We start from the raw sequence: 12,147 nt of genomic DNA on the forward strand, positions 1-12,147 counted from the left end.
GGCCCTACTTGTTCACCTTGAACCCGGCAAGCGCCGCGGCGAAGGGGTTGTCGGGGTCGATCTTCTTCTCTTCCCGCGGCGGACGAGCGGCAAAGGTCTTGCCCCCCTCGCGCTCGGGGCGCGGCCCCTTGCCCTTGCCGTGCTGCGGCTTGCCGCCCTTCGGCTTGCCCCGGCCCTTGCCCTGCTCGCCCCGGCCCTCGCCGGCCTCGCCGTCACGACGACGCGGACGGCCACCCTGGCGTTCCTGGCCCTGGCCCTGCCCCTGACCGCGCGGCGCATGGCTGCGCTCGCGGCCCCAGAAGAAGGTGTAGAAGACCTCGGTCTCGGGCGTGTCAATCGCCGCATCGGCGGCGGTGCCGACGGCAACCTCGTCCGCCGCGACTTCGGGGATCCCGTCGGCAACGACAGTCTCCTCCGCCGGCTCGGCCGCCACCGGCGCCTCGCCCTCGGCCACGATGGCCTCGGTGCCCTCGGGCACATCCGCAGGCGCCGGGGTCTCCGCCGCCTCGGTCACGGCGCCCTCGGCTGCCGCCTCGGCCACGTCCATCACCGGCGTATCCGCCTCAACCTGCGTCTCGCCACCGGCCACAACCGCATCCACCGGCTTGACCTTGGTCCGCTCGCCGCGCTCGGCGCGATAGCCGAGGCCGCGCATCAGGTCCGCGAACTGTTCCAGCGTCATGCCGGTGATCGACAGCATCTCGGGCTTGGCCTCGAACCCTGCCCGCGTGTTGTCCCCACGCAGCATGTCGGCCAGCCGCTCGAGCATGTCGATCCGGATCGCCCGGTCGCCCGCTTCGCGATAGCCGCTCATGGTGTGGAAGCCCTTGGGCATTCCCTTCATCGCCGGAATCGTCACCAGCCCCGGAGGCGGCGGCGAGGGGAACTCGGCCAGCCCCTGCGCCAGCGACCAGAGCACCAGCCGCAGCCGGGTCGGCGCCGGCTTCAGCAGCAGCGGCATGAAGATGGTGAACTGACCGAACCGCAGCCCGTGCTTGCGCAGCGCGCCGCGCGCGTCCTGGTCAAGATCCTTGACCTCCTGCGCGATGTCCGAACGGTTCAGGATGCCGAAGCCCTCGACCATGCGGAAGGCGAAACCGCGCGCCAGCCCGGTCAGGGTCTCGTCACGCTGGAGCGCCAGCAGCGGCTCGAACAGCGCGGCGACCTTGCGGTCGATGAAATGCTGCAGGCGGCGCTGCACCTTCTGCGCCACGTCCGGCCCGGCGACATCGTCGACGAAGACCGCGACCTGCGGCTTCAGCGGCTCCGACCCGGAGACCAGCTTGCCCACCGCATGTTCGCCCCACATCAGGCCACCCTGCTCGGTGAAGTCGATCTCGGTATCGGGCGCATTGTAGAAGCGGTCGGCGCGCAGATGGAATTGCGGCGCAAGAGCTTGCAGCGAGGCCGCGCGGATCGCCTTTTCCTCGGCGCCGGCGCTGCCGCGGTCCGGGCTGAAGCGGAATCCCTCGAGCCGTCCGACAAATTCGCCCTCGACGGTCACTTCACCTTTATCGTTCACTTCGGCCAAAAGGGCCTCCTTCTGGTTGAGCCGCCGCATCAAAACCGATGTTCGGCGGTCCACAAATCGCTGCGTCAGACGGTCATGAAGGGCGTCCGACACCCTGTCTTCTACCGCGCGGGTTTCCTCGCGCCAATGGGTTTCGTCCGCCGTCCACCCCTTCCGCTGGGCCACATAGGTCCATGTGCGGATAAACGCCAGCCGCTTGCTTAACGCATCGATGTCGCCATCGGTTCTGTCGATCCTGCGAATCTGTCGTGCCAGCCAGTCGTCGGGCACCTGCCCGCCCTCGACAAGGTGGCCGAAGATCGCCTCCAGCAGCGAGGCATGTTCGCCCGAGCTGATGCCGCGAAAGTCGGGAATCCGGCAGACATCCCAGAGCAGCCGCACCGAGGGGCCGTCGGTCGCCCGCTCGGCCACGTCGCGCACAGCCGAGAGCGCCTTGAGCGCCAGCAGGTCGTCCGCCTCGCGCGCCCGGTTCAGGACCTCGCCGGTCGGCATCACCTCCAGCGAGGCGATCAGCGCCTCGATCGAGCCGAAGCGCAGGTCGGAGTTGCGCCAGTTCAGCCGCTTCAGCGGGGCAAAGCGGTGCTCCATGATGGCATTGGCAACGCCCTCGTCCAGCGGGCTGGCCTCGCCGGTGACGCCGAAGGTGCCGTTCGACATGCCCCGCCCGGCGCGGCCGGCGATCTGCGCCAGCTCGTTCGGTTGCAGGGGGCGCATCCGCCGCCCGTCGAACTTGGTCAGTGACGAGAAGGCGACATGGTCGATGTCGAGGTTCAGCCCCATGCCGATGGCATCGGTGGCGACAAGGTAGTCGACGTCGTGGTTCTGGTAGAGCGCCACCTGCGCATTCCGCGTGCGCGGCGACAGCGCGCCCATCACCACCGCCGCGCCGCCCTTCTGGCGGCGGATCAGTTCGGCGATGGCATAGACGTTCTCGACCGAAAAGCCGACGATGGCCGAGCGCGGCGGCATCCGCGACAACTTCTTCTGGCCCGAGTAGACCAGCTCCGACATCCGTTCGCGCCGGATGAAGCGCACGCCCGGCACCAGCGACTGGATCGGCCCGCGCATGGTGTCCGAACCGAGGAACAGCGTCTCGCGCAGCCCGCGGGCGCGCAGCAGGCGGTCGGTGAAGACATGGCCGCGTTCGGGATCGGCACAGAGCTGGATCTCGTCCACGGCGAGGAATTCGCAGCCCATGCCCTCGGGCATCGCCTCGACGGTGCAGACCCAGTATTGCGTGCGCGGAGGAACGATCCGCTCCTCGCCGGTAACCAGCGCCACCACCGAAGGGCCGCGCAGGCTGACGATGCGGTCATAGACCTCGCGCGCAAGCAATCTCAACGGCAGGCCGATCACGCCGGTACGGTGGCCCAGCATCCGCTCGATGGCATAATGCGTCTTGCCAGTGTTGGTCGGGCCCAGAACGGCCACTACCTGCGACGAGCCGGTCACAATCGGCGCCCTCTTACTGCGGCGTCGGCGCCTAGAGGGCCTTGCCTTCGATCTGCGACCTCAGCCGCTCCACCGCTGCAGATATGTCTTCGTGGTGCGGATGTATAGACTGCGCGCGCAGATAGGCCTCGTAGGCGCGTTTCTTGTCGCCGAACCCCTCTAGGATCACGCCCAGCCCGAAGATCGCGCCGTAGTTGTTCGGATTCAGCGCCAGCGTATGCTCCAGGTCGGCAATCGCCGGACCCAGCAGGTCGGCAGCGAAATAGGCGCTCGCCCGCGCGTGCCAGCCCTCGGCGAAATCCGGCGCATGGTCTGTGAGCGCGGTCAGATGCTCGATCGCCGTCTTGACGTCCTTCACCTCCAGCGCCTCGCGCCCGCGCTTGAGCAGCAGGTCGGCCGAGGGCGATCCGCTGCGGTTCCACAGCCGTTGCAGCTGTTTTTCATAGCGTTTGGCCGAGGCGGCATCGGCATGGGCCAGCTGGTCGAGCAGTTCGGCCTCGTCGGTCAGATCCGCCTCGGGCGCCGCCTCCAGTTCGGCTGCATCCGGCGCGAATTGCGGCAGTTCCTCGGGGGGCATGGCGTCGGGGCCCAGAACCTGTGCACCGGCGGGTATGGAATACCCGACTATCAGCCAGAATGCCGCAACGATAGGTTTGAGTCTGGGATGACGAAAGCTCATAACAATCAAGTGTAACGCGACGCGCGGCGAAAGCCAGAGACAGCGCGTCACAACTCCATGAGGATGACCAACTATGAGCGATTTTCTTGCCCAGGCCGCCGAAGAGCTGAACGCCAAGATGGCGGGCGGCGGTTTCGACGGTAACGCGAAATTCGTCGTGACCGATGTGGGCGCCATCATGCTCGACTCCGACGGCGCCCGCGTGGGCGACGAAGAGGCCGACGTGACGCTGAGCGCCGATGCCGACACCTTCCGCGCCATCTTCGAGGGCGACATGAACCCCACCGGCGCCTTCATGACCGGCAAGCTCTCGGTCGACGGCGACATGGGCCTGGCGATGAAGCTGGCCTCGGTCCTGGCCTGATGAACGAGGCCCGCGCGCCCCTGCACACCGCCATCGCCGGCGGCCCGTCCGGCGGCGAGGCATGGTGGTGCGGCACGGCCGACGGCACGCGCATCCGCGTCGCCATCTGGCCCTGCGAGGGGGCGCGCGGCAGCGTCCTGCTGTTCCCCGGACGCACCGAATACATCGAGAAATACGGCCGCACCGCCGCCGCGCTTTGCCGGCTCGGCTATTCCACCCTGGTGGTCGACTGGCGCGGCCAGGGCCTTGCCGACCGGCTGCTGCCCGATCCCCGCGTCGGCCATGTCGCGCATTTCCCCGACTACCAGCAGGACGTCGCCGCCGCCCTCGCCCTGGCCGAGGCGCAGAACCTGCCCAGGCCCTGGCACCTGATCGGCCATTCCATGGGCGGCGCCATCGGGCTGCGCGCCCTGATCGAGGGCCTGCCGGTCGAGACCGCCGCCTTCACCGGCCCGATGTGGGGCATCTACATGTCGGCCCTGCTCAAGCCGCTCGGCTGGGCGCTGCCGCGCGTGGCGAACCTCGTTGGTATGGGCACCCGCCTGCCGCCCTCGACAACCTACGACCCCTACGTGCTGTCGAACGGCTTCCCCGGCAACATGCTGACGACCGACGCCGACAATTACACCATGATGCGCGACCAGCTCGCCGCCGAACCCGGCCTGGCGCTGGGGGGCCCCAGCCTGATCTGGCTGCGCGAGGCGATGAACGAATGCGCCTGGCTTGCCCGGCAACCCTCGCCCCGCCTGCCCTGCGTCACCTTCCTGGGCGGCAACGAGCGCATCATCGACACCGCCGCCGTGCGCGCCCGGATGCAGCGCTGGCCCGGCGGCGAGCTGGTGGTGCTCCCCGGCGCCGAACACGAAGTGCTGATCGAGGCGCCCGAAACGCGCGATATCCTCTTCTCCCGCCTCGGCACCCTGTTCTCGGGCGACACCCCGCCCGCTGCCCGCAGCGCCTGAGCCACTGGACCGGGACACCGCCCGCGCTAGTCTGTCCGACATGCGCGCGCCCGTCCTCACCTTCACGCCCAACGGCATCTACTGCCCGGCAGGCGATTTCCACATCGACCCCTGGGGCCGGGTCGACCGCGCGCTCATCACCCATGGCCATTCCGACCACGCCCGCGCGGGCCACGCCCGCTATCTCGCCACCGCAGCCGCCGCCCCGGTGATCCGCCACCGCCTCGGGGCGATCGAGCTGGACACCATCGCCTATGGCGAGAGGCGCCGCATCGGCGATGCCACCGTCTCCTTCCACCCCGCCGGCCATGTCCCCGGCTCGGCGCAGATCCGGGTCGAGGTCGGCGGCGAGGTCTGCGTGGCCTCGGGCGACTACAAGACCGAGCCCGATGGCCTCTGCGAGCCCTTCGAGCCGGTCCGCTGCCACAGCTTCATCACCGAAAGCACCTTCGGCCTGCCGGTCTTCCGCTGGCGCCCGCAGGCCGAGGTGGCCGCCGAGCTGAACCAATGGTGGCGCGACTGCGCGCAGGCCGGGGTGACGCCCCTGCTCGGCGCCTATTCCTTCGGCAAGGCGCAGCGGCTGCTCGCCATGCTCGACCCCGCCATCGGCCCGATCCTGACCCATGGCGCGGTCGAGAACACCAACGCCGTGCTGCGCGCCCAGGGGCTGCGCCTGCCCGAAACCGTCCAGGTCACGCCCGAGACCAGGGCCACGGACCACCCCGGCGCGCTGGTGCTCGCCCCGCCCTCGGCGCTCGGCAGCACATGGGTCCGCCGTTTCGGCGCGGTTTCGACCGGCTTTGCCAGCGGCTGGATGCAGCTGCGCGGCATCCGCCGGCGCCGCTCGGTCGACCGCGGCTTCGTCGTCTCGGACCATGCCGACTGGGACGGGCTGAACGCCGCCATCGCCGCCACGGGGGCGGAAAACGTCTTTGTCACCCATGGCTATACCGAGATCTTCAGCCGCTGGCTCACCGAGCGCGGCCTCAACGCCGGCATCGTGAAAACCGAGTTCCGTGGCGAAGCCGCCGAGGACGACGCCGCATGAAGCGTTTCGCCCGCCTCTACGCCGAGATCGACGCCACCACCCGCACCTCGCGCAAGGTCGCGGCCCTTGCCGCCTACTTCCGCGAGGCGCCCGAACCCGACCGGCTGTGGACGGTCGCGCTCTTCTCCGGCCGCCGCCCCCGCCGCGCCGTCACCGCCACCCGCCTGCGCGAATGGGCCGCCGAACGCGCCAGCCTGCCGCTCTGGCTGGTCGAGGAAGCGCACCCCGTCGTCGGCGACCTGGCCGAGACCATCGCCCTGATCCTGCCGCCGCCCGAGGGCGACGAGGACGAAACGCTGGCCCATTGGATCGACGTGCTGCGCGACGCCGCCAAGGCCCCCGAGGAAGAGCGCAAGGCCACCGTGCTTGCGGCCTGGGCGCAGATGGACATGGCCCGCCGCTTTCTCTTCAACAAGCTCATCACCGGCAGCTTCCGCGTCGGCGTCAGCCGCAAGCTGATGACCCGCGCCCTGGCCGAGGCCACCGGCCGCGACGAGGCCGGGCTGACCCACCGCCTGATGGGCGACTGGACACCCGACACCGTGACCTGGCATTCCCTGATCGAGGCCGAAGACCCGGTTGCCGACGCCTCGCGCCCCTACCCCTTCTGCCTCGCCCATGCGCTGGAGGCGGGCCCCGACAGTCTGGGCGACCCCGCCGACTGGCGCGCCGAGTGGAAATGGGACGGCATCCGCGGCCAGCTGATCCTGCGCGGCGGCGCCTGGCACCTCTGGTCGCGCGGCGAGGAGCTGATTTCCGACGCCTTCCCCGAATTCGCCCGCGCGGCGGACTTCCTTCCCGAGGGCACCGTGATCGACGGCGAGGTGCTGGCCTGGGACGGCACCGCGCCCTTGCCCTTCGCCGCCCTGCAAAAGCGGATCGGGCGCAAGCAGGTGCCGAAATCGGTGCTGGCGCAGGCCCCGGCGCTGATGATCGCCTACGATCTGCTGGAGTGGCAGGGCGAAGACCTGCGCGCCGTCCCCTTCGCAGAGCGGCGCGCGCAGCTTGATACCCTGCTTGCCCCCCTGCCCGGCGACGCCCCGATCCTGCCCTCGCCGCCGCTGGCCTTCGACAGCTGGGAGGGCCTTGCCGCCCAGCGCGCCACCGCCCGCGACCGGCGCGCCGAGGGCCTCATGCTCAAGCGCGCCGACAGCCCTTATCACGCCGGGCGCAAGCGCGGCGACTGGTGGAAATGGAAGCTCGACCCCTTCACCATCGACGCGGTGATGATCTATGCCCAGGCCGGCAGCGGGCGCCGCGCCAACCTCTATACCGATTTCACCTTCGCGGTCTGGGACGGCAACGCGCTGGTGCCCTTCACCAAGGCCTATTCCGGCCTCTCCGACGACGAATTCCGCCAGATCACCGCCTGGGTCGGCCGCAACACGCAACAACGCTTCGGCCCGGTGCGGCAGGTGGTGCCCGAACATGTCTTCGAGATCGCCTTCGAGGGCATCCAGGCCAGCCCCCGCCACAAGTCCGGCGTCGCCCTGCGCTTTCCCCGCATGGCGCGCTGGAGGAAGGACAAGCCGGTGCAGGAGGCCAACACCCTGGCCGACCTCAAGGCCATGCTCGCCGCTTATGGCTGACAGGCGGTTGCGCCCCGGCGCACGCGATGTAGAACTTCGGGCAACCGCATTTACCCCATGGCCCGCCATGAAATTCCTGCTCGCCTGCCTTTTGCTGATTGCCACCGCCCTGCCCGGCCTCGCCGAGAAGCGGGCGCTGGTGCTGGGCAATGGCGCATACCCGAGCAACCCGCTGGACAACGCCACCAACGACGCCCGCGACGTCGCCGCCAAGCTACGCCAGATGGGCTTTGTCGTGCACGAGGGCATCGACCTGCCCCGCGCCGAGGCGATGCGCGCGGTCCAGGACTTCGCCGACGAGCTCGACCGCGACGACGTCGCGCTGTTCTACTACGCCGGCCACGCCGCGCAGATCGGCAGCGACAACTTCCTGATGCCGGTCGATGCCGGTTTCGGAACCGAGGACGAGCTCAAGGCCAGCGCGATCCGGATGCAGAGCATCCTCAGCACCATCGGCGAACGCTCGAACACCCGCGTCATCATCCTCGACGCCTGCCGCGACAACCCCTTCGTCAACCGCTCGGCCAGCCGCTCGGGCGCGGTGCGCAGCGGCCTCGGGCGGATGGAGGCCGGCATCGGCAGCTTCATCGCCTTCTCGACCGATCCCAACAACGTCGCCTCCGACGGCGCCGGGCGCAACAGCCCCTTCACCGCCGCGCTGCTCCGGCACATGGCAACGCCGGGCGCCGACATCCACGCGATCATGCGCAACGTCCGCGCCGAGGTGCGCCAGGTCACCCGCGACACGCAGATCCCCTGGGAGAACTCCTCGCTGATCGAAGAGCTGTACCTCGGCGCCGCGACCACAGCCCCGGCCATGCAACCCGCCCCCGCCCCGCAATTCTCGCACCAGGTCGCCGGGCTCGACCCCAATGGCGACGGCTTCCTCGCCCTGCGCGACGGCACCACCTCCGCCGCCCGCCGCCTCGCCCGCATGACCGAGGGCACCCGGCTCAACCTGCTGGGCCAGGATGGCCCCTGGCTCCTGGTCGAAACCGAGACCGGCCTGCGCGGCTGGGCGCATTCCAACTGGATCCGCCCCACCGCCCCCGCCGCCGCGCGCCCCGCAACCAACCAGTGCGAAGACCTCTGGTACCAGCGCAACGCCTATTTCGCCCGCCACGGCTATTGCTTCCAGAGCCCGCGCGGCCGCGCCGCCTTTCCGCCCGCCAACTGCATCCCCGGCCTGACCGTGGCCCAGGTGCCGCTCAGCCCCGCCGAACGCGCCGAGGTCGAGCGGCTTGCGGCGCTGGAACAGGGCCTCGGCTGCAAGTGAGCCAGCCTGCTCCATTGTCTCTGCCGCGCCGCGCGCCTAAGTGTTCTGGCAATGCATGACAAAGAGGTATCCGATGTTCCAGCTCCCCTTCCCCGTCCGCGACGCCAACCCCGCCGGAGGCAAGGACCTCGGCCCGCTCCCCGAATGGGACCTGAGCGACCTCTACACCTCCGAGGACGCTCCCGAGCTCAAGCGCGACATGGACTGGCTGGAAAAGGCTTGCACCGATTTCGCCGCCGACTACGAGGGCAAGCTCGCCACGCTCGACGCCGCCGGGATGCTCGCCTGCGTGCAGCGCAACGAGCGCATCTCGACCATCGCCGGGCGCATCATGTCCTTCGCCGGCCTGCGCTATTACCAGATGACCATCGACGCCAGCCGCGCCAAGTTCATGGGCGACACGCAGGAGAAGATCACCAACTTCACCACCCCGCTGGTCTTCTTCACGCTGGAACTGAACCGCCTGGAAGACGACCACCTGGCCAAGCTCTTCGCCGCCAACGCCGACCTCGCCCGCTACAAGCCGGTCTTCGACCGCATCCGCGCGATGAAGCCCTACCAACTCTCGGACGAGCTGGAGAAGTTCCTGCACGACCTCGGCGTGGTGGGCGACGCCTGGGAACGGCTCTTCGATGAAACCATCGCCGGCCTCACCTTCACCGTCGACGGCGAAGAGCTGAACATCGAGGGCACGCTGAACCTGCTCACCGACCCCGACCGCGCGAAACGCGAGGCCGCGGCGCACGAGCTGGCCGAGGTTTTCGGGAAGAACATCAAGACCTTCGCCCGCGTCCACAACACCCAGGCCAAGGAGAAGGAGGTCGTCGACCGCTGGCGCAAGATGCCGACCGCGCAGACCGCCCGCCACCTCTCCAACGACGTTGAACCCGAGGTGGTCGAGGCGCTGCGCAGCGCCGTCGTCGCCGCCTACCCGCGCCTGTCGCACCGCTATTACGAGCTGAAGCGCAAGTGGCTCGGCCTCGACCGGATGCAGGTCTGGGACCGCAACGCCCCCCTGCCGATGCAGGACAAGCGCACCGTGCCCTGGGACGAGGCCGAGAAGACCGTGATGGAGGCCTATGCCGGCTTCGACCCGCGCATGGCCGAGATCGCCCAGCCCTTCTTCCGCAAGGGCTGGATCGACGCCGGCGTGAAACCCGGCAAGGCGCCCGGCGCCTTCGCCCACCCGACCGTCACCGAGGTGCACCCCTACGTGATGCTGAACTACCTCGGCAAACCGCGCGACGTGATGACGCTGGCCCATGAACTCGGCCATGGCGTCCATCAGGTGCTGGCCGCCGGCCAGGGCGAAATGCTCTCTTCCACGCCCCTCACGCTGGCCGAAACCGCCTCCGTCTTCGGCGAGATGCTGACCTTCCGCGCCATGCTCGACAAGGCCGAGACCCCGGCCCAGAAGAAGGTCCTGCTCGCCGGCAAGGTCGAGGACATGATCAACACGGTCGTGCGCCAGATCGCCTTCTACGACTTCGAGTGCAAGCTCCACGCCGCCCGCCGCGAGGGCGAACTGACCCCCGAGGACATCGGCGCGCTCTGGATGTCGGTGCAGGCCGAAAGCCTTGGGCCGGCCTTCGACTTCATGGAGGGCTACGAAAGCTTCTGGGCCTATATCCCCCACTTCGTCCACTCGCCCTTCTACGTCTACGCCTATGCCTTCGGCGACGGCCTGGTGAACGCGCTCTACTCGGTCTACGCCGAGGGCGCGCCGGGCTTCCAGGACAAGTATTTCGACATGTTGAAGGCGGGCGGCTCCAAGCACCACAAGGAGCTGCTGGCGCCCTTTGGCCTGGATGCGACGGACCCGAAGTTCTGGGACAAGGGCCTCAGCATGATCGAGGGCTTCATCGACGAGCTGGAGGCGATGGAGGGGTAAACCCCCGGTCGGCATCGGGGACAGGCGGGTTCGCCTGTCCCGCGCGGATTCATCGCCACGCCGGGGCGTGAGCGGAACTGGCGAAGGTTTCGGAAAGCGAAGCCTTCTGAATAATGGGCTTGCCCGTTTGATTCAGAGTTGAACGTGACCGGCCTGCAACCCTGAACGGATGGCCGCGCAACCTCGGCGGAGAGAGTAGCCCGCCTGTCTCATGGGTGAAGGGAAGCTGGCTCTGCCCACTCCCGGCGAGGCGCCCGCTCGATCGTCGCCGGGTCGATCTCGCGCATTGTCAACTGAGCGTTCACCCTGCGGGCCGCAGGGCCCGCGCGCAACCACTTCTCAGCCGCAGCCAGATTGAAGCGCGGACGGCGCTGGCCCTTCGCCGGACGCGAGGCCTCGGTCAGCACCTCGATCATCTCGTCAATGCGATAAAGCCCGCCTGCAACAGGCAGAGGCATCTTGCGCTGCTGGAGCGCCTGCCGCTTTACCTCCAGCTTCTCGGCCACATCCGCGAGGCTCACCAGATCAGGACGCACCTCGCGCAGGACGGTGCCCGGCGGCAGCGCCCTGATCAGCGCTCGCGCCGTATCAAGGATCGCGCTCTCGGCCTCCTCCCCTTCGACCTCCAGCTCGACACCCAGCAGACCGGCATGTCCGGTACCCACGAGGGCATCTTCAAATCCCGCCTCGAAAACGGCGTCGGACAGCGCAAATGGATCATGCTCCCCTTCGGGGAGCGCGAATACCAGTTCGAATTCGAATTCCTCAGCCATCGGGCCTATCCTTCGTCATTCTTCCGAAGCTTCACGCAGGCCAGAGCCTTTTGCCGGAGCCTCTTGGCAAATTGCTGCGGGTTCTTGGGGGTCGACCAGACAGACATCTGGCAAAATTCACCACAGCGGCATTACTTGTCATTTGCCGGGCAACGAAGGATCCCCCACGCATGCCCTCTGCCTTCGACAAGCTCCCATCCCAGCCCTTCGAGCTCCTGGATGACAGCCTCGATTTCCTTTGACGTGTGCGTCTTCCTTGGCACCCTAGATATTGCGCCTCATTAAATTGTCAATTGACAAGTTATAAGATCGACGAAAAACACCGCTTCAAGCAAGGGTCCGGGTTTAGCACATCTACGCGAAATGATCACTGGATGGCTCATCGATCTTGAACGGGATACGGCACGCACAGGACGGGTGCCCGGCCCCGTCTCCGCGCGTCCAACGTGACCTCACACCACCGCCATACCCGGACGGTCACCCCAGCCTCAAAAGCAGACCATTGCTCACCCCGACCCATTGCTCCTAACCTTCCCAATGGGCTCCTTTCGCCCACCAGACGCCCAAGCCAACCCCAGGACA

At 68.2% G+C, this 12,147-nt stretch carries 9 protein-coding genes; 6 read left to right on the forward strand and 3 right to left on the reverse strand.

The features are described 5' to 3' along the window. Nucleotides 1-4: 4 nt before the first annotated feature. Nucleotides 5-2,983, reverse strand: coding sequence for a helicase-related protein (locus tag IE266_RS11775; RefSeq protein WP_189680286.1), 2,979 nt, complete (start codon nt 2,981-2,983; stop codon nt 5-7). A gap of 31 nt (nt 2,984-3,014) precedes the next feature. Beyond that, nucleotides 3,015-3,560, reverse strand: coding sequence for a tetratricopeptide repeat protein (locus IE266_RS11780; protein ID WP_229864050.1), 546 nt, complete (start codon nt 3,558-3,560; stop codon nt 3,015-3,017). Nucleotides 3,561-3,735: 175 nt separating this feature from the next. On the opposite strand from IE266_RS11780, the gene IE266_RS11785 reads away from it, so the two are divergent. The 6 genes from IE266_RS11785 (at nt 3,736) to IE266_RS11810 (ending at nt 10,792) form a co-directional block, all read left to right on the forward strand. Then, nucleotides 3,736-4,026: an SCP2 sterol-binding domain-containing protein gene (locus tag IE266_RS11785; RefSeq protein WP_189680288.1), complete on the forward strand. Its 291-nt coding sequence runs from the start codon at nt 3,736-3,738 to the stop codon at nt 4,024-4,026. After that, on the forward strand, nt 4,026-4,988 hold the full coding sequence (locus IE266_RS11790) for an alpha/beta fold hydrolase (RefSeq protein WP_189680289.1): 963 nt from the start codon (nt 4,026-4,028) through the stop codon (nt 4,986-4,988). The genes IE266_RS11785 and IE266_RS11790 overlap by 1 nt, the downstream gene beginning before the upstream one ends. 40 nt (nt 4,989-5,028) lie before the next feature. After that, nucleotides 5,029-6,036 (forward strand): ligase-associated DNA damage response exonuclease, encoded by a 1,008-nt coding sequence (locus IE266_RS11795; RefSeq protein ID WP_189680290.1) that lies wholly within the window; start codon nt 5,029-5,031, stop codon nt 6,034-6,036. Further along, nucleotides 6,033-7,625 (forward strand): ATP-dependent DNA ligase, encoded by a 1,593-nt coding sequence (locus IE266_RS11800; RefSeq protein WP_189680291.1) that lies wholly within the window; start codon nt 6,033-6,035, stop codon nt 7,623-7,625. Before IE266_RS11795 ends, IE266_RS11800 begins: the two co-directional genes overlap by 4 nt. Nucleotides 7,626-7,692: 67 nt before the next feature. Further along, the gene (locus IE266_RS11805; protein WP_189680292.1) at nt 7,693-8,901 is read left to right on the forward strand and encodes a caspase family protein; all 1,209 of its coding nucleotides are present in this window, start codon (nt 7,693-7,695) and stop codon (nt 8,899-8,901) included. A 73-nt stretch (nt 8,902-8,974) separates the two neighbouring features. Next, nucleotides 8,975-10,792: a M3 family oligoendopeptidase gene (locus IE266_RS11810; RefSeq protein ID WP_189680293.1), complete on the forward strand. Its 1,818-nt coding sequence runs from the start codon at nt 8,975-8,977 to the stop codon at nt 10,790-10,792. A 209-nt stretch (nt 10,793-11,001) separates the two neighbouring features. Here the strand turns inward: IE266_RS11810 and IE266_RS11815 are convergent, their stop codons facing one another. Beyond that, nucleotides 11,002-11,565, reverse strand: a complete 564-nt coding sequence (locus tag IE266_RS11815) for a hypothetical protein (protein ID WP_189680294.1) — start codon at nt 11,563-11,565, stop codon at nt 11,002-11,004. Nucleotides 11,566-12,147: the final 582 nt, after the last annotated feature.

Source organism: Seohaeicola zhoushanensis, from assembly GCF_014656415.1.
GTDB lineage: Bacteria > Pseudomonadota > Alphaproteobacteria > Rhodobacterales > Rhodobacteraceae > Seohaeicola_A > Seohaeicola_A zhoushanensis.